The sequence below is a fragment of the Buttiauxella massiliensis genome (assembly GCF_902500225.1).
Taxonomy (GTDB): Bacteria; Pseudomonadota; Gammaproteobacteria; order Enterobacterales; family Enterobacteriaceae; genus Buttiauxella; species Buttiauxella massiliensis.
In genome coordinates this window covers 157,194-181,324 of the sequence record NZ_LR722655.1, presented here as the reverse complement: position 1 = coordinate 181,324, position 24,131 = coordinate 157,194, and the positions used below count along the sequence as shown (strand labels likewise).

Annotated in this window: 25 protein-coding genes and 1 pseudogene; 16 read left to right on the top strand and 10 right to left on the bottom strand. The window is 51.2% G+C overall.

What is annotated here, in order from left to right:
- Positions 1-102: 102 nt before the first annotated feature.
- Positions 103-708, bottom strand: coding sequence for an ankyrin repeat domain-containing protein (locus GC128_RS14200; protein ID WP_151994853.1), 606 nt, complete (start codon positions 706-708; stop codon positions 103-105).
- A 394-nt stretch (positions 709-1,102) separates the two neighbouring features.
- Between GC128_RS14200 and GC128_RS14195 the strand changes: the two genes are divergently transcribed.
- The gene (locus GC128_RS14195; RefSeq protein ID WP_151994852.1) at positions 1,103-2,032 is read left to right on the top strand and encodes a LysR substrate-binding domain-containing protein; all 930 of its coding nucleotides are present in this window, start codon (positions 1,103-1,105) and stop codon (positions 2,030-2,032) included.
- A 60-nt stretch (positions 2,033-2,092) separates the two neighbouring features.
- Here the strand turns inward: GC128_RS14195 and GC128_RS14190 are convergent, their stop codons facing one another.
- Positions 2,093-2,992, bottom strand: coding sequence for an acetamidase/formamidase family protein (locus tag GC128_RS14190; protein ID WP_151994851.1), 900 nt, complete (start codon positions 2,990-2,992; stop codon positions 2,093-2,095).
- Between the two features lie 252 nt (positions 2,993-3,244).
- Between GC128_RS14190 and fdnG the strand changes: the two genes are divergently transcribed.
- The 4 genes from fdnG to GC128_RS14170 all read left to right on the top strand — a co-directional run bounded on the left by fdnG (position 3,245) and on the right by GC128_RS14170 (position 8,323).
- Complete coding sequence (gene fdnG / locus GC128_RS14185; RefSeq protein ID WP_151994850.1) at positions 3,245-6,292, top strand: formate dehydrogenase-N subunit alpha; 3,048 nt, start codon at positions 3,245-3,247, stop codon at positions 6,290-6,292.
- An 11-nt stretch (positions 6,293-6,303) separates the two neighbouring features.
- The gene (gene fdxH, locus GC128_RS14180) at positions 6,304-7,188 is read left to right on the top strand and encodes a formate dehydrogenase subunit beta (protein ID WP_151994849.1); all 885 of its coding nucleotides are present in this window, start codon (positions 6,304-6,306) and stop codon (positions 7,186-7,188) included.
- Positions 7,184-7,837, top strand: a complete 654-nt coding sequence (fdnI, locus tag GC128_RS14175; RefSeq protein ID WP_151994894.1) for a formate dehydrogenase-N subunit gamma — start codon at positions 7,184-7,186, stop codon at positions 7,835-7,837. Before fdxH ends, fdnI begins: the two co-directional genes overlap by 5 nt.
- A 234-nt stretch (positions 7,838-8,071) precedes the next feature.
- On the top strand, positions 8,072-8,323 hold the full coding sequence (locus GC128_RS14170) for a DUF1158 domain-containing protein (RefSeq protein ID WP_151994893.1): 252 nt from the start codon (positions 8,072-8,074) through the stop codon (positions 8,321-8,323).
- 39 nt (positions 8,324-8,362) lie between these two features.
- On the opposite strand, the gene GC128_RS14165 is transcribed toward GC128_RS14170, so the two are convergent.
- On the bottom strand, positions 8,363-9,610 hold the full coding sequence (locus tag GC128_RS14165) for a mechanosensitive ion channel family protein (RefSeq protein WP_151994848.1): 1,248 nt from the start codon (positions 9,608-9,610) through the stop codon (positions 8,363-8,365).
- Between the two features lie 226 nt (positions 9,611-9,836).
- Here GC128_RS14165 and GC128_RS14160 point away from each other — a divergent pair, with 226 nt between their 5' ends.
- Entirely contained in the window at positions 9,837-10,955 is a 1,119-nt protein-coding gene (locus GC128_RS14160; protein WP_151994847.1) for a YbdK family carboxylate-amine ligase, read from the top strand.
- A 61-nt stretch (positions 10,956-11,016) separates the two neighbouring features.
- On the opposite strand, the gene GC128_RS14155 is transcribed toward GC128_RS14160, so the two are convergent.
- Positions 11,017-11,910, bottom strand: a complete 894-nt coding sequence (locus GC128_RS14155) for a LysR family transcriptional regulator (protein WP_151994846.1) — start codon at positions 11,908-11,910, stop codon at positions 11,017-11,019.
- A 255-nt stretch (positions 11,911-12,165) separates the two neighbouring features.
- Here GC128_RS14155 and GC128_RS14150 point away from each other — a divergent pair, with 255 nt between their 5' ends.
- The 7 genes and pseudogenes from GC128_RS14150 to lldD all read left to right on the top strand — a co-directional run bounded on the left by GC128_RS14150 (position 12,166) and on the right by lldD (position 19,593).
- Positions 12,166-12,588 carry a (R)-mandelonitrile lyase gene (locus tag GC128_RS14150; RefSeq protein ID WP_151994845.1) on the top strand — a complete coding sequence of 141 codons (423 nt, stop codon included), beginning with the start codon at positions 12,166-12,168 and terminating at the stop codon, positions 12,586-12,588.
- Between the two features lie 128 nt (positions 12,589-12,716).
- Positions 12,717-13,772, top strand: a complete 1,056-nt coding sequence (locus GC128_RS14145; RefSeq protein WP_151994844.1) for an NAD(P)-dependent alcohol dehydrogenase — start codon at positions 12,717-12,719, stop codon at positions 13,770-13,772.
- A 114-nt stretch (positions 13,773-13,886) separates the two neighbouring features.
- The gene (locus GC128_RS14140) at positions 13,887-14,312 is read left to right on the top strand and encodes a DUF2946 domain-containing protein (RefSeq protein WP_151994843.1); all 426 of its coding nucleotides are present in this window, start codon (positions 13,887-13,889) and stop codon (positions 14,310-14,312) included.
- 41 nt (positions 14,313-14,353) lie between these two features.
- Positions 14,354-15,706: pseudogene (locus tag GC128_RS14135) on the top strand (PepSY-associated TM helix domain-containing protein); the annotation flags it as partial.
- A gap of 268 nt (positions 15,707-15,974) precedes the next feature.
- Positions 15,975-17,630, top strand: a complete 1,656-nt coding sequence (lldP, locus tag GC128_RS14130) for an L-lactate permease (RefSeq protein ID WP_151994841.1) — start codon at positions 15,975-15,977, stop codon at positions 17,628-17,630.
- Positions 17,630-18,415 carry a transcriptional regulator LldR gene (lldR, locus tag GC128_RS14125; RefSeq protein WP_151994840.1) on the top strand — a complete coding sequence of 262 codons (786 nt, stop codon included), beginning with the start codon at positions 17,630-17,632 and terminating at the stop codon, positions 18,413-18,415. Before lldP ends, lldR begins: the two co-directional genes overlap by 1 nt.
- Positions 18,412-19,593, top strand: a complete 1,182-nt coding sequence (gene lldD, locus GC128_RS14120) for an FMN-dependent L-lactate dehydrogenase LldD (protein WP_151994839.1) — start codon at positions 18,412-18,414, stop codon at positions 19,591-19,593. The genes lldR and lldD overlap by 4 nt, the downstream gene beginning before the upstream one ends.
- Positions 19,594-19,636: 43 nt before the next feature.
- Here the strand turns inward: lldD and GC128_RS14115 are convergent, their stop codons facing one another.
- The 3 genes from GC128_RS14115 to GC128_RS14105 form a co-directional block, all read right to left on the bottom strand.
- Entirely contained in the window at positions 19,637-19,939 is a 303-nt protein-coding gene (locus tag GC128_RS14115; protein ID WP_151994838.1) for a helix-turn-helix domain-containing transcriptional regulator, read from the bottom strand.
- Positions 19,929-20,258 carry a type II toxin-antitoxin system RelE/ParE family toxin gene (locus GC128_RS14110; protein WP_151994837.1) on the bottom strand — a complete coding sequence of 110 codons (330 nt, stop codon included), beginning with the start codon at positions 20,256-20,258 and terminating at the stop codon, positions 19,929-19,931. Before GC128_RS14110 ends, GC128_RS14115 begins: the two co-directional genes overlap by 11 nt.
- A 213-nt stretch (positions 20,259-20,471) precedes the next feature.
- Complete coding sequence (locus tag GC128_RS14105; RefSeq protein ID WP_151994836.1) at positions 20,472-20,900, bottom strand: OsmC family protein; 429 nt, start codon at positions 20,898-20,900, stop codon at positions 20,472-20,474.
- A gap of 156 nt (positions 20,901-21,056) precedes the next feature.
- On the opposite strand from GC128_RS14105, the gene GC128_RS14100 reads away from it, so the two are divergent.
- From GC128_RS14100 to GC128_RS14090, 3 genes are all read left to right on the top strand, one after another.
- On the top strand, positions 21,057-21,590 hold the full coding sequence (locus GC128_RS14100; protein ID WP_151994835.1) for a tetratricopeptide repeat protein: 534 nt from the start codon (positions 21,057-21,059) through the stop codon (positions 21,588-21,590).
- An 87-nt stretch (positions 21,591-21,677) separates the two neighbouring features.
- Positions 21,678-22,127 carry an RNA polymerase sigma factor gene (locus GC128_RS14095; protein ID WP_233782220.1) on the top strand — a complete coding sequence of 150 codons (450 nt, stop codon included), beginning with the start codon at positions 21,678-21,680 and terminating at the stop codon, positions 22,125-22,127.
- The gene (locus tag GC128_RS14090) at positions 22,124-22,876 is read left to right on the top strand and encodes an anti-sigma factor family protein (RefSeq protein ID WP_151994834.1); all 753 of its coding nucleotides are present in this window, start codon (positions 22,124-22,126) and stop codon (positions 22,874-22,876) included. Before GC128_RS14095 ends, GC128_RS14090 begins: the two co-directional genes overlap by 4 nt.
- A 54-nt stretch (positions 22,877-22,930) precedes the next feature.
- On the opposite strand, the gene GC128_RS14085 is transcribed toward GC128_RS14090, so the two are convergent.
- The 3 genes from GC128_RS14085 to ilvN form a co-directional block, all read right to left on the bottom strand.
- Complete coding sequence (locus GC128_RS14085; RefSeq protein ID WP_151994833.1) at positions 22,931-23,320, bottom strand: type II toxin-antitoxin system VapC family toxin; 390 nt, start codon at positions 23,318-23,320, stop codon at positions 22,931-22,933.
- Between the two features lie 2 nt (positions 23,321-23,322).
- Positions 23,323-23,586, bottom strand: a complete 264-nt coding sequence (locus GC128_RS14080) for an antitoxin (protein WP_151994832.1) — start codon at positions 23,584-23,586, stop codon at positions 23,323-23,325.
- Between the two features lie 260 nt (positions 23,587-23,846).
- Positions 23,847-24,128: an acetolactate synthase small subunit gene (gene ilvN / locus GC128_RS14075; RefSeq protein WP_151994831.1), complete on the bottom strand. Its 282-nt coding sequence runs from the start codon at positions 24,126-24,128 to the stop codon at positions 23,847-23,849.
- Positions 24,129-24,131: the final 3 nt, after the last annotated feature.

The following is a 24,131-nucleotide window of genomic DNA, read 5'->3' as shown; positions in this document are numbered from 1 at the left end:
TTGTATCACCGTATAAATCCGGGGTGAAAAAAGCGCTATCTGCCGTTTGTGCAAAAAGGCACTGCCGCTGAAGATATCCGGCGATAGTGCATCTCCTGTGTTTTACGCGCCGGCATTTACCAGCAGTTCGGCAATCTCGTGATAGCCTTTTTCACGCGCCAATTCGAGTGGCGATTTACCGTATTTGTCAGTCATGTGCGGGTTGGCACCGTGATCCAGCAGCAGTTTCACGATCTCTTGCTGTTTCGCCCCACCGTCGTTTAATACGATGGCTTCGAGCAATGGCGTCCAGCCCACAAAGTTGGTGTGATTAACGTTAATGTCGGTGCGTGTAACTAATTCACGGACAATTTCAACGTGACCTTTTTCACTGGCGGGCGTAATTCCCACGCCACCGAAACGGGATAAGCAATTTAAATCTGGGTTTGCCGGTAAAACCAGACGTAATAATGTCAGGTCGTTATTAAGACAACTCAGTAAGAAGGGGTTAAAACAGGTTTGGTCTTGTTGATTAATATCGGCACCGGCGGCAATTAAATATTCCACACAGTCATATTTTTTATGCAGGCTGGCGAGGGTAATGGCGGTGCGGCCCTGGCGGTTGGTGGCGTTAATATCCACGCCATCGCTAAGGCATTGTTTTAAATTTTCCAGGTTGCCAAGCTCTGCTGCACTTAGAAATTCTGCAATAAGTTCTTTCTGAGACATATCCATACTCCCATACTTTGCTATTTCTGATGAATTGAGAATAGCAACACTATGACCGCTTTAACATCCGTTTAAAAATCATTCATCGTTAATGACAGCATTGTTGAATAGTATTCAACAATGTGAGCAAAATGTGCGATAGAGCAATCTTTTACCTATGATAGAAGAGCTTTCGCCGCTCTTTATCTCTCTCTATGAGGAACGCCGTCAGGCCTTGCAGATAGCGGGAGAAATGAGATTCAAGAAGTGTGATGCTCTTCAAATCACTTGTAACGGCAGTGTTAAATATGGTTCAAGGCAAAGTCGCGGATCATAAGGAATACAAATACATTCAACAATAGGATTGGGTAGCTGTCGGATGACACTGCGCTTATCCGATCTACGGGAGTGGCGCATGAATTCCATTTTTACCGAAGAGAACCTACTTGCCTTCACTACCACGGCGCGGCTTTCAAGTTTTAGTAAGGCTGCTGTCGAGCTGGGGATCACCACTTCTGCCGTTAGCTACACCATCAAAAGAATCGAGACGTACCTTGATGTGGTGCTGTTTGTGCGCAATACCCGCAGTATCGAACTGACTGAATCCGGCTTCTATTTCTATCGTAAAGCAACCGAACTGCTTAACGATTTCCACGCCATAAAACGCGGTGTCGATACCATCTCGCAAGGAATTGAGGTGAAGGTCCGCATCTGTATCAACCAACTGCTTTACACCCCGCGCCACACCGCAAAGCTGCTGCAAATACTCAAAAAGCAGTTCCCTACCTGCCTGATTACTATCACGACAGAGGTGTACAACGGGGTGTGGGACTCAATTATCAATAACCAGGCAAATATTGCGATTGGTGCGCCAGATACATTGCTCGACGGTGGTGGGATTGATTACACCGAAATCGGCGCGATTCACTGGCAGTTTGCTATCGCCCCAACCCACCCGCTGGCATTTATGCCGGAGCCAATTTCTGAAAGCCAGTTGCGCCTTTACCCCAACATCATGGTGGAAGACACCGCATCAACACTGAATAAAAAGGTGGGATGGCTGCTGCATGGGCAAGAAGCGATTCTGGTGCCAGACTTCAACACCAAGTGCCAGTGCCAGATTCTGGGAGAAGGCGTTGGTTTTTTACCGAGCTATATGGTGCGCGAGGCTCAGGATAGCGGCCTGCTGGTGACACGCCAGATAAACAACCCGCGCCAGGATTCACGCATGCTGTTAGCAACCCAGCATGCCGCCACCGGCCAGGTAACCCGTTGGATTAAAAAGCAGTTTGCGCCGGGCGGGTTGCTGGCAGAGATTTATGGGGACTTGTTGTCCAGGGATTGAGGTCGTGGCTTTGTGAGGTAAAGGTGGAGGTCGCTTGCGCTAATCCACCCTAAAAACCCATTAAATTTTCAGCTTCAACTGCTCTGCCACACGTTTTGGCAGTGCAAAACGGCAGGTTTTCAGTGGGTCAACTACCTGGCAAATCTGCAAATCGCCAGTGATGCTCAGTAGGTTGATAGCATTTGGCAAAGTCACGTCACTATTGTCGGCAATAAAGTGCGCCATATTGCGTGTAGCAAGTGCTGCTGCGTCATCCAGCGTTAATGCTGATGCGAGCGTGAAGATGGTGTCGTTATTTTCCAACATCGGCGTTGGTAGTCTGCGGTTTTTAACCACGCTGAGATTAACTACTACGTCTCCAGCCACTTCCAAACCACAGACCGACACTTCCCCATCGCCCATGGCAGCATGCAGGTCGCCCAATGCAAACAACGCCCCTTCGACGTTAACCGGTAAATAGAGGGTGCTACCGGTGGTGATCATCTTGCAATCCATATTGCCGCCGTGACTATCAGGCGTGCCGCAAGAAATTGCCTCACCAGCAGGCGCTACGCCAATTACGCCGATCATCGGGTTAATCGGCACCCTCACCCCACCCGGCAGATGCGCTTCACCGTTATCAATCGGCACAACCAAAATACGCGGTTCGGTGAGCTCATCACCAATCACACCAAGTTGGGGAGCAGTCACCATCACTGCTTGATTGCCACGCAGCTCGATGCTTTTAATTTCAACTTTCAGCACATCCCCTGGCAGTGCGCCTTCCACAAACACCGGGCCGGTGGCGGGGTTAATGCGCTGCCAGTCAAGCTGGTTGAACTCAGCATCAGCATGCTGAATCTGGTCAGAGAAGCAGTCACAGGTAGCAAAACTGACGTCTGTATCGTTCGAAATCGTCGCCACAGGCGCGTTTTCACAGCTCATCGCGTAAATGACCTGGGTGTTGGCAATTTTTAACATTAATAATCCTGATTATGATGTTGGGATGTTTGCGTGACAGCTTATTTTTTGATGTGTTTTTATATAGCAAGATACGTAGGTATAAACAAATCTATATACATGTACTCCTTAAGGTTATTGGAAGTCAGACGCCTTCTACTCATTAAGTAGCGGTTCGCTACCCAATGATTAGCGAATTGATTTTGCTCAATATCCGCTCTGCCTCAGTTGCTATTTTCGCCGCCATTCATACGTCATAACAATGAGGTTACGATGGACGTCAGTCGCAGAAAATTTTTCAAGATCTGTGCCGGCGGGATGGCAGGGACGACCGCCGCAGTTCTGGGATTTTCTCCCAAAGCGGCGCTTGCCGAGGTGCGCAACTTTAAGCTTTTGCGTGCCAAAGAAACCCGCAATACCTGTACATACTGCTCCGTAGGCTGTGGCTTGTTGATGTACAGCCTGGGCGATGGCTCGAAAAACGCTAAATCCAGTATTTTCCATATTGAAGGCGATCCGGATCATCCGGTGAACCGTGGGGCGTTATGCCCGAAAGGCGCTGGCCTGCTGGATTATATCCACAGCGAAAGCCGCCTGCGTTACCCGGAATACCGCGCGCCAGGCTCCGATAAATGGCAGCGCATCAGTTGGGAAGATGCGTTCGCGCGTATTTCTCGCCTGATGAAAGATGACCGCGATGCCAATTTCGTTGAGAAGAATGAGCAAAATGTCACGGTCAACCGCTGGCTCTCCACCGGCATGTTATGTGCCTCGGCGGCCAGCAACGAAACCGGGATGCTGACGCAGAAATTTGTCCGATCGCTGGGCATGTTAGCGGTAGATAACCAGGCGCGCGTCTGACACGGACCAACGGTAGCAAGTCTTGCTCCAACATTTGGTCGCGGTGCGATGACCAACCACTGGGTTGATATCAAAAACGCCAACGTGGTGATGGTGATGGGCGGCAACGCCGCTGAAGCGCATCCGGTGGGTTTCCGCTGGGCGATGGAAGCCAAAAACAACAACGACGCCACGCTGATCGTGGTCGATCCGCGCTTTACCCGCACCGCTTCGGTGGCGGATATTTACGCGCCAATCCGCTCCGGCACCGACATTACTTTCCTGTCGGGTGTTCTGCTGTACCTGATTTCCAATAACAAAATCAACGCCGAATACGTTAAGCATTACACCAACGCCAGCCTGCTGGTGCGCGATGATTTTAGCTTTGATGACGGCCTGTTTAGCGGCTATGACGAAGCCAAACGCCAGTACGACAAAACCAGCTGGAACTATCAGTTCGATGAAAACGGCTATGCGAAACGCGACGAAACGTTGACCGATCCGCGCTGCGTGTGGAACCTGCTGAAAGAGCACGTTTCCCGTTATACGCCGGAAGTGGTCGAACATATTTGCGGTACGCCGCAGGCTGATTTCCTGAAAGTGTGCGAAGTGCTAGCTTCCACCAGCGCCGCCGACCGCACCACCACGTTCTTGTACGCGTTGGGCTGGACGCAACACACCGTTGGCGCGCAGAACATTCGCACCATGGCGATGATCCAGTTGCTGCTCGGCAATATGGGCATGGCGGGCGGCGGCGTAAATGCCTTGCGCGGGCACTCCAACATTCAGGGTCTGACCGATCTGGGCCTGCTGTCCACCAGCCTGCCGGGTTATCTGACGCTGCCTTCTGAGAAGCAAACCGACCTGCAAACTTATCTGACGGCAAACACGCCGAAAGCCACGCTGCCGGGCCAGGTGAACTATTGGGGCAACTATCCGAAGTTCTTCGTCAGCCTGATGAAAGCGTTCTATGGCGATCATGCGCGTAAAGATAACAACTGGGGCTTTGACTGGCTGCCGAAGTGGGACCAGGCCTACGACGTGCTGAAGTACTTCGACATGATGGACCGCAACAAAGTCACGGGCTACATCTGCCAGGGCTTTAACCCGGTCGCCTCTTTCCCGGACAAAAACAAAATTGTCGCAAGCCTTAGCAAGCTGAAATATCTGGTGATTATCGACCCGCTGGTTACTGAAACGTCTAACTTCTGGCAAAACCACGGCGAGATGAACGACGTGAACCCGGCGGCGATTCAGACCGAAGTGTTCCGCCTGCCGTCCACCTGCTTTGCCGAGGAAGACGGTTCAATTGCCAACTCCGGGCGCTGGTTACAGTGGCACTGGAAAGGGGCAGATGCACCGGGAGAAGCGCGTAACGACGGCGAAATTCTGGCTGGGATTTACCACCAGATCCGCGAGCTTTATCGCAGCGAAGGTGGTAAAGGTGCCGAGCCATTGCTGAAAATGGGCTGGCATTATGAGCTGCCAGACAGCCCTGAATCCGAAGAGGTCGCCAAAGAGAACAACGGCTACGCGCTGGAAGATCTCTATGATCCAGCTGGGAATTTGCTGGCGAAGAAAGGTCAGCTTCTGGACTCGTTTGCGCTGCTGCGTGACGACGGCACCACCGCGTCTGCCTGCTGGATTTACGCCGGGAGCTGGACGGCGAAAGGCAACCAGATGGCGAACCGCGATAACGCCGATCCGTCCGGGCTGGGCAACACGCTGGGCTGGGCCTGGGCGTGGCCACTCAACCGCCGCATTATCTACAACCGCGCGTCTGCCGATCCGCAGGGCAAACCGTGGGACCCGAAACGTATGTTGATTCAGTGGAATGGCGCGAAGTGGGTCGGGAACGATATCCCGGACTACAACACGGCCGCACCGAGCAGCGGCGTGGGGCCGTTTATCATGCAGCCAGAAGGTTTAGGCCGCCTGTTTGCCATCGACAAAATGGCAGAAGGCCCATTCCCTGAACATTACGAGCCGTTTGAAACGCCGCTGGGTACCAACCCGCTGCACCCGAATGTGGTCTCGAACCCGGCGGCTCGCCTGTATGAAGCTGACGCTAAACGCATGGGCAAACGTCACGAGTTCCCGTATGTCGGCACCACGTATCGCCTGACCGAGCACTTCCACACCTGGACTAAACACTCGCGGCTTAACGCGATTGCGCAGCCCGAGCAGTTTGTGGAAATCAGCGAGAAACTGGCGAAAAGCAAAGGTATTGCCAACGGCGACCACGTGAAAGTCAGCAGCAAACGCGGGTTTATTCGCGCCGTTGCGGTGGTCACGCAGCGCCTGCAAACGCTGAACGCTGGCGGGCAGGAAGTGGAAACCGTGGGTATTCCGCTGCACTGGGGCTTTGAAGGTACGGCGCGTAAAGGCTATCTCGCCAACACGCTGACGCCGTCCGTCGGTGACGCTAACTCGCAAACGCCAGAGTACAAGGCGTTTCTGGTCAACATTGAGAAGGCGTAAGGAGCGAACTCATGTCCATGCAATCTCAGGATATTATCAAGCGTTCGGCTACCAACGGCTTTACGCCGCCGCCGCAGGCTCGTGACTTCAAAGAAGAAGTCGCCAAGCTGATTGACGTCTCAAGCTGTATCGGCTGCAAAGCCTGCCAGGTCGCCTGTTCGGAGTGGAACGACATCCGCGATGAAGTCGGTCATTGCGTCGGGGTTTACGATAACCCCGCCGATTTGAGCGCCAAATCCTGGACGTTAATGCGCTTTAGCGAAACCACGCAAAACGGCAAGCTGGAGTGGCTGATTCGCAAAGATGGCTGCATGCACTGCGAAGATCCGGGCTGCCTGAAGGCCTGCCCGTCTGCGGGGGCCATCATTCAGTACGCTAACGGGATCGTCGATTTTCAGTCGGAACATTGTATTGGCTGTGGTTATTGCATCGCCGGGTGCCCGTTCAATATTCCGCGCCTGAATAAAGACGATAACCGCGTCTACAAATGCACGCTGTGTGTCGATCGCGTCAGCGTCGGCCAGGAGCCAGCCTGCGTTAAAACCTGTCCGACGGGTGCCATTCATTTTGGCACCAAAAAAGAGATGTTAGACGTGGCCGACGAGCGGGTTTCAAAACTGCAAAAACGCGGCTATCCGAATGCAGGGCTGTACAACCCGCAGGCTGTTGGCGGCACGCACGTGATGTACGTGTTGCATCATGCTGACCAGCCGGAGCTGTATCACAATCTGCCAAAAGATCCGCAAATCGACACGCCAATCAACCTGTGGAAAGGAATACTCAAACCGCTGTCGGCAGCAGGTTTTATCGCCACCTTCGCCGGGCTGATTTTCCATTACATCGGCGTCGGGCCAAACGAAGAGGTGGATGAAGACGAGGAGGAACATCATGATTAAGCAGAGCAAATCGATTATCAGGACGAAATTTATCGACCGTGCTTGCCACTGGACGGTAGTGATTTGCTTCTTCCTGGTGTCGCTTTCCGGTATTGCGCTGTTCTTCCCGACGCTGCAATGGCTGACGGAAACGTTCGGTACGCCGCAGATGGGCCGCATCTTGCACCCGTTCTTTGGCGTGCTGATTTTCGTGGCGCTGATGTTTATGTTTGTGCGTTTCGTACATCACAATATCCCGGAAAAGCAGGACTGGCCCTGGGTGAAAAATATTGTCGAAGTGCTGAAAGGCAACGAGCATAAAGTGGCGGATGTCGGCAAATATAACGCCGGGCAGAAGATGATGTTCTGGACCATTATGAGCATGATTTTCGTGCTGCTTGTGACGGGCGTGATTATCTGGCGGCCTTATTTCGCTTCGTACTTTCCCATCAAACTGGTGCGCTACAGCCTGCTGATTCACGCAACCGTCGCCATTATTTTGATCCACGCCATCCTGATTCATATGTATATGGCGTTCTGGGTGAATGGGTCGATAAAAGGCATGGTCGTCGGCAAAGTCAGCCGCCGCTGGGCGCAGAAACACCATCCGCGCTGGTATCGTGCGGTTCTGGCGAAAGAAGCGAAGAAAGAGAGTACTGAAGGGTTGTAGCGCTCTGCCCTGATATCCCCAGTGCATTTGTGCCGGGGATTTGTATCGACAGGAATTTTCCCGGACAATGCGCTTTTGGAAATGTTTTATACCCAAAATAATTCGAGTTGCAGGAAGGCGGCAAAAGAAGGAATCCCGATGAGCTTACTTGAGTAAGTGATTCGGGTGACTGAGAGCCGCCAACGCACCTGCAACTTGAAGTATGAAGGGTATTACTTCGGCGTAACAATAATGATGAAACACCCTCTCGAAACCTTGATAAGCGCTGGCAGTATTTTGCTGCTGGCGTTTTTCTCCTGCCTGCTGCTTCCGGCCCCGGCGCTGACCATTGAACTGGCGCAAAAGCTCATCACGATGTTCCATCTGCTGGATATGAACCAGCTTTACACCATTATTTTCTGCCTGTGGTTCCTGGCTTTGGGTGCAATTGAATACTTCGTGATTCGCTTTATCTGGAAGCGCTGGTTTTCGATTGACCGTGATTGATAAGATTATTTGTGTCGGTTGACGCTACGCTTAACCGACCTACAAAGCCTTCTGCAACACAATCGAACGAATATCATTACCCGTCGGCGCTTGATGAATCCGCAGCCCAAACTGATCAACCACGGCAAATATATGCTCGAAAATATCAGCCTGAATGGCTTCATATTCCAGCCATGCTACGGTGTTGGTAAACGCATAAATCTCTATCGGCAAGCCTTCAGCCCCTGGTGCTAACTGGCGCACCATTAGCGTCATATCCTTACGAATACGTGGATGGTTTTGCAGATATTCAGTGAGATAAACACGGAATGTCCCGACATTGGTCATGCTACGGGCATTGAGCACTGAAACCCCGTCGCTATTATGGGTTCGATTATATTCTTCAATTTCTTTGCTGCGCGAGTCGATATAGGGCTTCAATAATCTCGCATTCATTAAGCGCTGTATTTCATCGGCGGAAAGAAAATGAATACTGGTGGTATCAATATTAATACTGCGCTTAATACGGCGACCACCGGACTGCGACATGCCACTCCAGTTTTTAAATGCATCAGAAACCAGAGCATAAGTTGGAATGGTGGTAATAGTATTATCCCAGTTACGCACTTTCACGGTAGTCAGGCCAATATCAGTCACCGCACCATCAGCACCAAACTTAGGCATTTCCAGCCAGTCACCCAGCTTTAACATACGGTTTGCCGAGAGCTGTATACCGGCCACTAGCCCAAGAATCGGATCTTTAAATACCAACATTAATACCGCAGCCATTGCACCCAGGCCGCTGATAAGAATCGCAGGAGATTGGCCGATAATTCTGGAAATCATCATGATGCCAATCACCAGGGAGCTAATGAGCTTCACACCCTGGAATATTCCTTTTAGTGGAATATCCGACGTAATAGTAAATTTCTGTGAGAAATTATAAATAACATCCAGCAAGGAGAATAACGACAGTAAGGAATAGAGCATAATCCAAAGCTGTGCGCCGATAATTAATATCTCGCTTGCGTCACTGCCTTTTTGCAGCCACAGCACCGCCTGAATATTAACGATAATCCCTTGCAAAGTTGAAGCAAGCCTATGAAATAGCTTGTTTTCTGTGATAATTTGCAGCCACAAATGCTGACTGGATTGCGCACGTTTTTCAAAAGTGCGCAGTACAACCCGGTGTAGAATAAAATGTACAATTAATGCAAATACAAAAATAATACCCAGAACGACTAATATCGAAGTTGTTGGGTCAAGCACAACACCAAAAGTACTTAGAAATGAAACCAAATCTTTCATAATAACTCCTTCCTGAACAACGCATATAATGGAGGGAGATGATTCTTAGTGCAACTTTCAAGGCATTTTAATTCACTGAACATTCTTTACAATATTATCATTGCATTTATGAGTAGCAGCTAATTCCCAGTGATAATAATGAGATAAAAACAGTATCTACGCCCGATCATTTCCAGACGGATGGCTATACTCAATTCAATAATTGTCAGAACAATGAGAGTCCAGCATGCCACTAAGTAATTTTAATCATTCTGACCCATATACCCTCGGCATCGAGCTGGAATTGCAAATCATCAATCCACCAGCCAACGATCTCAGCCAGGACTCATCGCTGCTGATTGACTCTCTGAAAGGCCTGGTGACAGAAGGCGAAGTCAAACATGACATCACCGAAAGCATGCTGGAAATCGCCACCGGGGTGTGTGGCGATATCGCGCAGGCTCAGGCGCAGCTTTCAAGTTTGCGCCAGCATGTGCTGCAATCAGCAAGTAAACATCATCTGGCAATTTGCGGTGGCGGTACGCATCCGTTTCAAAAATGGCAGCGCCAGGAGGTGTGCCAGAGCGAACGCTATAACAAAACGCTCGAGCTATATGGCTATTTAATGAAGCAGGCGACAGTATTTGGCCAGCATGTGCATGTCGGCTGTGAGAACGAAGAGGACGCTATTTATTTGCTGCATGGTCTGTCGCGCTTTGTTCCACACGTCATCGCGCTCTCGGCTTCATCGCCATATATTCAGGGGGCTGATACAACCTATGCCTCGTCACGTTTGAATATCTTCTCGGCATTCCCGGATAACGGGCCTGCGCCTTTCGTCGGTGACTGGAACGAGTTTAAGTGGATGTACCAACGCCTTGAGTCCAGCAGCATCGTTCAATCGATGAAAGACCTGCACTGGGATATTCGTCCAAGTCCAAAATTTGGCACCATTGAAGTACGTGTAATGGACACGCCGCTGACTATCACGCGTGCGGTCCATATCGCCGGATTTATTCAGGCTTTGGCCCACTGGTTATTGAGCGAACGACCCTTTGTGCCGCGCTCCGAAGACTACTTACTTTACCGTTTCAATCGCTTTCAGGCCTGCCGTTTTGGGCTCGAAGGAATGCTAACCGACGTGCGCACCGGCGAGCAACGCACAATGGCGGAAGATATTTTGCCATTGCTGGATACTCTTGCGCCTTATGCGGCACAACTCCGGGCATCATCTGCTTTAGAAGCCATTGAAGGTTATGTGCGTAATAACGACAGTGATACACGCCGCATTCGGCAGTTTATTACTGAGGGAGGACTTCTGACCGAGTTAATGCGAGAACATTGTGAAATTTGGGCAACTGAGTGAATTTATTTTCTGCCTGATGGCCTACTGGAAATAGGCCAATACGACTTCTGATAAATATCGATTAACGCTTAAACCTTAGCGCCTCAACAAATAAAGAAAATGCGGTGGTATGTTGTTTACGGCTTGGGTAATACAGGTAATAACCGGGGAATGGGGCGCACCACTCTTTAAGTACAGTTACCAGCTCGCCACGCTCAACGGCTGCTGCTACCGAATCCTCCGGGACGTAGGCCAGGCCAAGACCGACTGTTGCGGCATCAATCCGCTGGCGCAAGCTGTTAAACGTCAATTGCCCGTCAACGCGCACGCGTAATTCCCGCCCCTCTTTTTCAAATTCCCAGGCATACAGCCCACCCATAGTTGGCAGGCGCATATTGATGCAATTATGGTTTTGTAATTCTTGCGGGGATTGCGGTGTGCCTTGCTTTGCGAGGTAATCAGGGGAACCAACTACCGCCATGCGCATATCCGGGCCAATACGTACCGCAATCATATCTTTGGCAACTTGTTCACCGAGACGAATTCCGGCATCAAATCGCCCGGTAACAATATCCGTCAGGGTGTTATCGACAGTAATTTCCACGTTTATATCCGGGTAATCCCCCAGAAACGATTTCAGTACAGGCCACAGCACCGAATCTACCGCGTGTTCCCCTGCAGTTATCCGGATATTGCCCGCTGGGTTTTCACGCATTTCAATCAGCGCTTCCAGCTCGCCTTCAATTTCTGCGAAACGAGGCCCAAGACTCTCCACCAGCTTTTCACCGGCTTCAGTTGGGGCAACGCTGCGTGTTGTGCGCGTCAGTAAGCGTAATTCGAGGCGCTCTTCCAGACTGCGAATAGCGTGGCTTAACGCCGACTGCGATACGCCTAATTTGGCGGCAGCTTTGGTGAAGCTGCGTTCACGGGCAACCACCAGGAATGAAATCAGGTCGTTAAAGTTCTCTTTTAACATATGCAAATCTGCCGTCGCTGCATTAACTGGTTATCAGTATACGCGGATTCATGAATTCAACTCATAGCTCCTTGCGTATTTACCGGGCTAATCAGCAGGAATCACAGGCGCTAACATAGCTTTTTCGCTCCTCGCAACGAAGCGTGGGCACTCAAACCACGACCAACTTATCTGCCAGTCGCGCTCAGTTACCTATACTTCTGACTGGTGTTATCTCTGTTAACCCCGGCATTGAATGCCGAAGTAGAGGAAAAAATGGAAGAAAAGCTGAAAATCATCCAGGCTGGATCACAGCCTTCTCAAACGGGTCCGGAAAGTTACTTCACAGGTAGAGTCCGTATTGATGCACCTTTCCAGACCACGCCCCCTGCTCGTACCGGTGGCGCTACCGTCACCTTTGAACCTGGTGCACGTACCGCCTGGCATACACATCCACTTGGACAAACTCTGATTGTCACCCATGGGCACGGCTGGTTGCAGGAATGGGGTGGTGAAATCCGCCAAATGAATCAAGGTGATATCGTCTGGATCCCTGAAGGGGTGAAGCATTGGCATGGCGCGACGCCAGACAACGCTATGACGCATATAGCCATTGCTGAGTCACTCAATGGCACCCCTGTCGAGTGGCTGGAACAAGTCAGCGACGATCAATACAAAAAAGATACCCTTCATTCTTGAAGTTGCTTCGGCGGTGTCTGCACTAACCCCAGTCACTTATTTGAGTAAGCTCCCGGGGATTCTCGAGTTTGCAGCCTTGAAGCAACTTCAATTATTTTGGGTATAGCCTCTCAACCCGGAGAACAACCATGACGATGAAAGTGCTCGGTTATGCGGCACAGTCCGCAGATGTTCCACTTGCTCCATTCGAATTTATGCGACGCGCACCGCGTCCTGATGACGTGGTGATCGAAGTGATGTACTGCGGCGTTTGCCACTCAGACCTACACCAGGCGCGTAATGACTGGGGTTTTAGTCAATATCCTGTGGTGCCCGGCCATGAAGTCGTTGGGCGCGTGGCCTCCGTTGGCAGTGACGTGACAAAATTCAAGCCAGGTGATTACGCAGGTATCGGCTGTATGGTGGACTCGTGTCGTATCTGTCATCCGTGTAAAGAGGGCCTTGAGCAGTACTGTGAAAAGGGCAACGTGCAGACCTACAACGGCGTTGATCGCCATGATCATATGCCAACCTACGGTGGTTACTCGCAGGCGATTGTCGCCTCAGAAGATTTTGTGCTGAAAATGCCTGAGGGTATGGATCTCAAAGGTGCAGCCCCATTGCTGTGCGCGGGTATTACCACGTGGTCGCCACTGCGCCACTGGAATGTAGGCGAAGGTAGCAATGTGGCGGTTATCGGGCTGGGTGGCTTAGGCCATATGGCACTGAAACTGGCAAACGCGATGGGGGCGGAAGTCACTCTGTTCACCCGTTCGGCGAGCAAAGAGGAAGACGCACGCCGTCTGGGGGCGCATCACATTGTACTTTCCACCGATGATGAGCAGATGGCATCGGTTAGAAATCAGTTCGACCTGATTATCGACACCGTACCTTATGACCACGATATCAACCCGTATATGCCAACTCTGACGCTGGATGGCACGCTGGTGTATGTCGGTTTGCTGGGCAACATTGAGCCACCCGTCAGCACCTTGCCGATGATTCTGGGCCGCCGCTCAGTTGCCGGCTCCTGTATTGGCGGCATCAAAGAAACCCAGGAAATGCTGGATTTCTGCGGTGAACACGGGATTGTTTCAGATATTGAGATGATCAACATGCCGGATATCAACGCAGCCTATGAGCGGATGCTGAAAAGTGATGTGAAGTACCGTTTCGTGATTGATATGGCGACGCTGAAAGCCTGATTGCACAAACCCTCTCTGTAAAAAAGGGAGGGTTTTTCTGGTTATAGCCTCCCTTCCACCATCACATTTCATATACAATCGCGCAACACTTGCTGTATTTGGTAGATAGCCCGGTTGCCGTCACTCTTCTCCCTTTCACGTCATAAATGGCCTTTTGCTCTCGCTTTACTGGCGATGGCGATGCTTTTTATCGCCCCGGTGATTTCAAAATCACTGGAACAGAGGCGTGCGGCGGCGAATGGTGACCATCATGTGATGAGCCATTCAGGCGGCATGATGATGGAGATGGGCAATATGGAAATGCCTACCACATCCCATTTGATGCCGGGCGCGGGCGCTTCCTTAATGGATGATATCGCCTGCGGGTACTGCCAACTTCTGCTGCATATCCCACTTATCGTCTGGCTATTTATTCCCTTTGTCTGGTTGGCATGGCGTATTTCGCGTGCGCCACCTCCTCCGGTTATCGCAGCGCTTCTGCCCCAGCATGACGATGCCGAAGCGCTGCCACGCGCGCCTCCTGTCGCACTGTCTCGTTAATACAAACATCATTTAACGTCACAGTTTTACTGGAGATAACCATGTCTGTGAATCAATCTCAGCTCGCCCGCCGTGGCGCGCTGCTGACGCTTTTGCGTCGCCTGCATTTCTATATTGGCTTGTTTGTTGGTCCGTTTATTTTTATCGCAGCACTTACTGGCACCCTATATGTGTTGACGCCACAAATTGAGAATGCGCTTTATCATGAAGCCTTGCGCACGCCAGATACCGGCCAAAACCAGTCGCTTTCGCAGCAAATAGGCGCTGCACGCCAATATATTGGCAACGATGCCAGCATCTCAGCCGTACGGCCTGCCCCTTATCCAGGCGACACCACCCGCGTGCAGTTTGTTGACCCAACGCTTGGTGAGTCTGAATCTCGTGCCATCTTTGTCTCGCCTGCAACACTTGCCATTCAGGGCGATATGACGGTGTATGGCACCAGCGGTGTGCTGCCACTGCGTACCTGGATTGATCAATTCCATCGCGCATTGCTGCTGGGTGATACCGGCAGAATTTACAGTGAGCTTGCTGCGTCCTGGCTATGGGTTGCAGCACTTGGCGGCGTGGTGTTGTGGCTGACCTCACGGCCAAAAAGAAAGTTAAAAGTACGGCAAACCCCGCAAAGAAAAGCGCGCCACTGGCACATTACGCTGGGTGCTGCGTTGCTGCTCGGCCTGCTGTTTTTCTCTGCCACCGGGCTGACATGGTCGCAGTGGGCAGGCGGCAATATCGACAAAATGCGCAGCACGCTCGGTTGGATGACGCCGCAGGTAAATACCTCGCTGGCACCAAAAACCGGGCATCAGCACCACGATCCCCACGCCGAACATCATGCCATGATGCCGGGAATGGTAATGCCGCAAACAGACGACAGTGTCTGGGATCAGGTACTTGCAGCCGCTCGTGGCGCTGGAATTGAATCGAGTAAAATCGAAATTCGCCCAGCCCGTTCGGCAGATAAAGCCTGGACCGTGACCGAAATTGACCGCGCCTGGCCGACGCATGTTGATACCGCAGCGGTCGACCCAACCAGTTTTAAGGTGATTGACCGCACCTGGTTTGCTGATTTCCCGCTGGTTGCCAAACTGACGCGCTGGGGAATTGATGCTCATATGGGTGTGCTTTTCGGGCTGGCAAACCAGCTATTGCTGGCAGCATTTGGCATTGGTCTGTGCGCGATGGTGATTCTCGGTTACCGGATGTGGTGGTTAAAACGCCCAGCGACTTCTGCGAGCAACCCCGTACAAACGCTAAGTGAAGCGTGGCTTGCACTGCCAGGTGCGTGGCGTGCAGGAGTGGTGAGTGTCGCGCTGCTCTTTGGTTACAGCCTACCGGTAATGGGTGCCAGCCTGTTGCTGTTTATCGTTGCTGATATTGGCCGCTGGCGCAAAAACTCGTTGAAATTGCAGACTTCGTAATTCCCTTCCCCCTCTCTTTCTGGAGAGGGGGAAATCGTATTCTCCAGCCCCTCAAATATTGGTCCTACCAATCCTGCCAAAAATGTGACCTCTTTGTGCATAACGACAAAAAAGAGCAACATTAACATTGCCATTGGTTAACAAAAGATTAACCTTTACTCATTGTCTACCCTACATCGCAATATTGGTCCTACCAATTAAGCGAAAAATAATAAGCACATCACGTTCTGGAGAGTCCTGCATGCAAGCCTGGCAACAAGTCTATGACCCCGCAGGTAACATATGGCTATCAAGCCTCATCGCCGCTATTCCGATTATTTTCTTCTTCTTCGCACTGATTAAACTGCGTATGAAGGGCTACACCGCCGCCACCATTACCGTGGTCCTGGCGCTATTAGTGGCGTTACTTTTCTACCGTATGCCGGTTGACCGCGCATTGTCGTCAGTTGTGTACGGCTTCTTCTACGGACTCTGGCCGATTGCCTGGATTATTATCGCCGCCGTTTTCGTCTATAAAATCTCGGTAAAAACCGGGCAGTTCGACATTATCCGTTCGTCGATTCTTTCCATTACGCCTGACCAGCGCCTGCAAATGCTGATCGTCGGTTTTTCCTTCGGCGCGTTTCTTGAAGGAGCTGCGGGTTTCGGTGCGCCAGTGGCGATTACCGCCGCATTACTGGTTGGCCTCGGCTTTAACCCGCTGTACGCCGCTGGTCTTTGCCTGATAGTGAACACCGCACCAGTAGCGTTTGGTGCGATGGGGATTCCAATTATTGTCGCCGGCCAGGTTACCGGGCTCGATAGCTTTGAGATCGGCCAAATGGTGGGCCGCCAGTTGCCGTTCCTGACCATGATTGTGCTGTTCTGGATTATGGCGATTATGGACGGCTGGCGCGGTATTAAGGAGACGTGGCCCGCGGTAATTGTGGCGGGTGGTTCATTCGCCATAGCGCAATTCCTCAGCTCAAACTTCTTAGGGCCAGAGCTTCCTGACATTATCTCTTCGCTGGTTTCACTGGTTTGCTTGACCGCTTTCTTGCGCGTCTGGAAGCCGGTTCGCATCTTCCGTTTTGGCGATATTGGCGCATCGGTTACCGACCAGACTCTGGCTCGCAAAAACTACACCGCAGGCCAGGTAGTTCGCGCCTGGATGCCGTTTATCTTCCTGACAGCAACCGTCACACTCTGGAGCATCCCGCCGTTTAAAGCGCTGTTTGCACCAGGTGGTGCCATGGCTGATTGGGTATTTAACGTCTCGGTGCCATTCCTCGACAAAATGGTCGCCAAAATGCCACCGGTTGTCGCCGAAAGCATGGCCTACGCGGCGGTGTATAAATTTGACTGGTTCTCAGCAACCGGCACCGCGATTCTGGTTGCAGCACTCATCTCTATCGTTTATCTGCGCATGAAACCGAAAGCGGCCATCGAAACCTTCGGTGAAACGCTCAAGGAGCTGGCGCTGCCGATTTACTCCATCGGCATGGTGTTGGCATTCGCGTTTATCTCCAACTACTCCGGCCTTTCGGCAACGCTCGCTCTGGCGCTGGCGCATACCGGCCACGCATTTACTTTCTTCTCGCCATTCCTCGGCTGGCTGGGCGTGTTCCTGACGGGCTCAGATACTTCATCAAACGCTTTGTTCGCCGCGTTACAAGCCACGACCGCACAGCAAATTGGCGTGTCGGACTTGCTGCTGGTTGCCGCCAACACCACTGGTGGCGTAACCGGGAAGATGATTTCGCCGCAATCTATCGCCATCGCCTGTGCAGCCGTAGGGCTCGTGGGTAGAGAGTCGGATCTGTTCCGCTTCACCGTTAAACACAGCCTGATTTTCACCTGCATGGTTGGCGTAATTACTACACTACAGGCCTATGTCTTAACCTGGATGATCCCTTAATGACGACGCACTTGCGCCTGGCCGACCATCTGGTCGAGCGCGTAAAAGCACTGATTAGCGAACGTAATCTGGAGGCGGGCATGCGATTGCCCGCCGAACGCCAGCTTGCGGCGGAAATGGGTGTCTCACGCTCATCGATTCGCGAGGCGATTCAAAAGCTAATTAGCGAAGGCATTTTGATTAGCCGTCGCGGTGGCGGCACCTTTGTGCGCTATGAAGTTCAGGCGTGGTCTGAACAACGCATCGTACAGCCACTGAAAACGCTGGTGGAAGATGACCCCAACTATCGCTACGACATTTTAGAAGCACGCCATGCGATAGAAGCCAGTACAGCGTGGTACGCAGCTCAGCGGGCCACACCTGCCGACAAAGAGAAGCTCATCGCCTGCTTTGATGCGACGGTGAAATTTAAAGAGAGCGATGACCCAGATCTTGCAGCCCAGGCCGACGTGCGCTTTCACCTGGCAATTGCCGAAGCCTCTCACAACATCGTATTGCTCCAGACGATGCGCGGTTTTTTTGACCTGCTGCAATCATCAGTGATGCATAGCCGCCAGCGCATGTACACCGTACCGGCAATTTTTGCCGGTCTCACCGAACAGCATAACGAACTGTTGCAGGCCATTCTGGCAGGCGACCCGGAACGTGCGCGCACTGCCGCAAAAACACACCTTGGGTTTGTCCATACCACGATTAAAACCCTGCATGAAGATGAAGCCCGACAGGCGCGAATCACCCGCCTGCCCGATGAAGATACCGACGTAACAAGGGACGAAAATCCATGATTATTTCAGCTGCATCAGACTACCGCGCCGCGGCAAAACGCATTTTGCCGCCATTCCTGTTCCATTATATTGACGGTGGGGCTTATGCCGAACATACGCTACGTCGCAACGTTGATGACCTGGCACAGGTGGCGTTAAAGCAGCGCGTATTGAAAAATATGTCGGCATTGAGCCTTGAGACCAAACTGTTTAATGAAACCCTATCGATGCCGGTTGCGCTCGCACCGGTTGGTTTATGTGGAATGTATGCCCGCCGTGGTGAAGTACAGGCGGCAAAAGCGGCAGCCGCAAAAGGCATTCCGTTTACGCTTTCTACCGTTTCTGTCTGCCCGATTGAAGAAGTGGCACCTGCCATTGACCGGCCAATGTGGTTCCAACTGTATGTTTTAAAAGACCGTGGTTTTATGCGCAATGCGCTGGAGCGCGCCAAAGCCGCTGGCTGTTCGACGCTGGTGTTTACCGTTGATATGCCGACCCCTGGCGCACGTTATCGCGATGCACATTCCGGCATGAGCGGGCAACATGCCGCACTGCGCCGTTACTGGCAGGCCGTGACGCATCCACAATGGGCGTGGGATGTGGGCCTGAACGGTCGCCCCCATGATTTAGGGAATATCTCAACTTATCTGGGTAAACCGACCGGGCTTGAAGATTATATTGGCTGGCTGGCGAATAATTTCGACCCGTCGATTTCCTGGAGTGACCTGGAGTGGATTCGTGAGTTCTGGGATGGTCCGATGATCATCAAAGGCATTCTCGATCCGCAAGATGCCAAAGATGCGGTACGTTTCGGAGCCGATGGGATTGTGGTTTCAAACCACGGGGGCCGCCAGCTCGACGGTGTGCTGTCATCATGTCGCGCCCTGCCCGCCATTGCTGACGCTGTCAAAGGTGATATCGCAATTCTTGCCGATAGTGGCATCCGCAGCGGGCTGGACGTGGTGCGCATGATTGCGCTCGGAGCCGATACTTGCCTGTTAGGCCGCGCTTATCTGTATGCGCTGGCAACCCACGGCCAGGCGGGTGTCACCAACTTACTGAACTTAATCGAGAAAGAGATGCGCGTGGCGATGACGCTAACTGGTGCTAAATCTATCTCTGAAATCAGCCCTGAATTGCTGGTGCGCGAGGGGCTTAAAGATATTCTTTCGCCACAAAGCATGGCGGTTGGGTTTTAAATAAACTGATGCTCGCCAGGTTGTAAGTGGCGAGCATTACCACTTAATTCGTCAGCTCCGCAAAACTGATTCCCGCAGCATTAATGATTTTTTTAGTAGTGCTAATGGTCGGGTTCCCGCGTTCTGAAAGCGTTCTGTAGAGTGTTTCGCGATTCAGTTTGGTTTCGGCAGCAATTTTGCTAACCCCGCCCCGAGCTTCAACAAGGCAACGTAAGGCCAGTAAGAAAAGCACTTCCCCATTTTCTTCATCCAGACCCGCAAAAGCGCCTTTCATATATTCAACTGCAAAAGCAGGGTCTTCCTGAAGCATTTCAATAACAGTTTGGTCGAACTCGCTAAATTTCATTCTCTGACTCCTGATGTTCTTTCCACCACGCAACAGCCTGGTCGATATCCGCCTGCTGTTTGCGTTTATCACCACCGAGCAAAAGCAGGTAAGTATTTTTTCCTTCCAGGGCGTAATAGAGCCTGTAACCCTGCCCTTCATCAATTCGCATTTCCCACACGCCTTGCCTGCAAGGCTTATGGTCGCCAGGGTTGCTGAGTGATAATTGGTAAATACGCCTGACGATTTTCATCTTTGCGTACGGGTTTCTTAGTGTTTTTAGCCATTCATTTAATGGCGCTTTACCGTTTTTCAGCCTGAAATACTTAATGATGTTCATCCCTGAAGCCCCTCGATTGTAGCTTTAATACCACAGCAGTCAATGAATAAATTTTGCGCGAAAAAGCTTATTGCGCAGCAGGCTACAGCAGGTCCAATGAATACAGCGAGAGAACTTCGAAGGGGTGTTTCAGCTTTGCGGCATATCTTCCAGGATGGAAATAAATGGAGCAACGCTGCCGCCGAAATTCATCGGGGCAGCGTTTATAGAACGTTAATTGAGTTTGTAATCGAGGGTAATTTCAGCTTTCATCAATTGTGAAACCGGACAACCGGCTTTGGCTTTCTGAATGATTTTGTCGAACTTCTCGCTATCTGCATTCGGCACTTTTACCGTGCTGGTTAACGCTATTTTGGTGATAGCAAAACCACCATCGGTTTTGTCCAGTGAAACATCGGCTACCGTATCAATGCTTTCTGCTGTGTAGCCCTCTTCGCCAAGCATCAGCGAGAGCGCCATCGAGAAACAGGCAGCATGTGCGGCACCAATTAGCTCTTCTGGATTGGTACCGGCTGCGCCTTCAAAGCGGGTATTAAAACCATATGGCTGTTCTTTCAATGCGCCGCTCTCGGTAGAGACGGTGCCTTTACCGCGTTTAATGTCACCTTCCCAGTGAGCCAGCCCTTTCTTATGAATCGTCATCTTTGTGCTCCTGTTTTATTTATGCAAAGCATAAGTATAGAAGTTGAATACAGGTCTGCCTGGCAACTAAGAGCAATCCTTATCGCGTAAAAATAAATCGAATAAATCCTCACCCCCAAGTGTTCACTGCATACCGAACACCATGAGGGCTTTACCATGAACCGTTTTTCTCCCTGGTTGTTACCTGCTGTTGTCAGCAGTTTCTTTTTACTTTCAGGCTATGCCCAGGCGATGGGTGGCAGCAATGATGAACCCGTTCCGCCAACCTGCCCGAAAGGGCAAATTTATGACTCAAAAACCAAAACCTGCATGGTCGATAAAGGCGGGATGATTGGCGATGAAGCGCGTACCGATTACGCCTACGCGCTGGCAAAGGCGGGTCGTTATCAAGAAGCTCTGGATATGCTCAACACGCTAAAAGATCCCAATACTGCCGAAGCACTGAACTATCGAGGCTACGCCACTCGCAAGCTTGGCCGCACCGATGAAGGCATCAGCTATTATTTAAAATCTGTGGCGCTCGATCCCAAATATCCAAAGGTTCGTGAATATCTGGGCGAAGCCTACATGATCAAAAATCGTCCTGATTTAGCACGTGAGCAGCTTGCGACTATCAAAACGCTGTGCGGCGTCGGTTGCGAAGAATATCGTGACCTTGCAGCAGCGATCGACGGTCATCCGGAATCCTGATATTCGCCTGTGGAGGCAAAAATCAGCAGCGAGACAATACGCAACGAAATAGCCCATTACCTCTCCCGTTTGTGGCGTTACGCCCTGGTGCTTTCGCATAAACGGGATGTGGCGGACGATCTCGTTCAGGCTACCTGTGTGCGGGCGCTGGAACGCGCCTCACAATATGTTGCTGGCAGTCGCATGGACCGCTGGCTGTTCTCTATTTTGCATTCGATCTGGATTAATGAAGTTCGGGCCCAACAGATTCGCCGCGGGCAAGGTTTTGTCGATGTGGATGATCTGCCCGGAACTGAAAACAGTGATGACCCTATTTGGTCAAACGATGTGATGAAACGAGTTAATCGCCTACCAGAAGCACAGCGGAATACCGTTTTTTTGGTATACGTGGAGGAGTTGTCATACCAGGAAGCAGCAGTAGTGCTGAATGTGCCTGTTGGAACGGTAATGAGCCGCCTTTACACGGCGCGTCTCACGCTTGCAAGAGACAGCGCACTCCAGCCAAATTCGCCGCAAATCAAAGGAGAGAAATCATGAGACTTCCGCTGGGTTCGGACGAAATGCTGGTGGCGTATCTGGATAATGAGCTCAGTGATGCACAGCGCAAAGTTCTGGAAAGCAGGCTGATTGAGGACGACGCTCTGGCTCAGCGTCTGGCGCTACTGGAACGCAGCAATCTGCCCTTTAAAAAGGCTTTTGAACCGCTGCTGCAGACAGCCCCGATTGAACGCTTACAGCAGACCCTTTATCCCAATAGTCACCAAACGCCTGCCGTATCACGGCGCAATCTGGTTGCTGCCGCGGTCAGTTTCCTGGCACTTGGCGTGATTGGTGACCGGGTAATTATTTACTTAACACAACCCGAAGATAACTGGCGTGAATTAGTGGCGCAATATATGGCGCTTTATACGCCGGAAACGCTGGCGGAAACTCCATCGAACCAGACTATGGATGCGCAATTGCACGCAGCGGGCGAACAATTAGGCCTTGTTCTTTCCCTTTCGAGTCTGTCGTTACCAGGTGCTGTATTAAAGAACGCGCGAATGCTGGCTTATGACGACCAGCAAATTGCGCAAATTACCTGGCTTGATAAAGTGCACGGCCCAATGGCGTTATGCATTACAAAAAATACAGGCCGTGGGATGCAAAAAAAGAACGAACAACGGCTCGGCATGAATATTGTTTATTGGGCTAGTGCGAACCACCAGTTTATGGTGATTGGGCATGGTTCTGAGGAGCAAGTCAGTCAAATCGCTGAGCGGTTACAAAGTACAATTGGTGCTTAGTTCAGGCAGGCAGCAACTTTGCTTACCCGCAGGCAAAAGTTGCAAAGCGCACACTTAGGCTGTCCAGTCTTCGACACGCAAACGCGCCACCATAGTAAAGGCACGATCGCTGGTAATAATCGTCGCGTTTCGGCTAAGGGCATGAGCGGCAATTAACTGATCAAGGTGGCCCATGACTTTGCCTTTTTGTTCCATTGCCGCGCGGAGTTGGCCGTAGCTTTTTGCCGCTTCACTATCCCAGGCGTAGACCGATACTGTTTCCAGAAAACCCTGCACTGCAGCCGTTAAGGCTTTGCTCTTGCGCTTAGCAATGCCATACAACAACTCAGCCTCCGTGATACTAGAAATGCACACTTCTACAGGCCGCGTTTGAGCAAGCTTTTCTATCACTTTAGGATGCTGACGGAAAAGATAGCTCACCGTATTGGTATCGAGCATGTACATGATCAGTCCATCCCTGCAAAGGGATCTCTGTCAGCAATACTCTGGTTACGCTCTTGTTCATCAAGGAACGTATCCGACACTTTTGCTTTCTTAACTAAAGCAAAAACCTTTTCCCATCCTTCTGGTTTAGCTGGATTTTTTGAAAGAATCACGTTTCCCTCCTTGTCTTTGCGGATATACACCCTGTCGGTATCAAACTCAAACTCCACCGGTAACCTCACCGCCTGGTTTCTGCCGTTTTTAAAAAGCTTCGCAACGCGTTCCATAGTATCTCCTGGCACTTAATGGCCTATGCCATAGCATATGCCAGAGACATACATCCGCCAAGCTCACTTTATATTCAATTAACGTTTTAGAGGGCAACACTACCCTGGATTTATACAGTCAGCCTGGCTTTATTTCGACGGGATTATTGTTTTGCGAGAAGCTTTCAGGATTATGAAAATAACGACACGGCATTGCAGCCCGGAATGATGAATGGCTCAGAATCAGGTGGGTAAACTGACCATTTACCCACCCTGATATGCTACTGAACTAAAGCAGTCAGCTTGCCAAATACTCCTGCACCATCGGCATCACGCCTGATTTGCACCACATCTTCAAGCTTGTCGATTTGGCTAATCATTTGCTCGAGGCGTTGGTCGTCCGCCACTTGTAGCCAGATTCGGCTTTGGTCGCCCTGCGCTAGCGGAAGGCAGAGAATGCCTTCAACGTTGAACGCACGGCGGGCAAACAGGCCACAAATGTGAGACATCACGCCCGGATGGTTACGCACCGTAAGTTCCAGAATAACGGTTAGTTGTTGCATCGC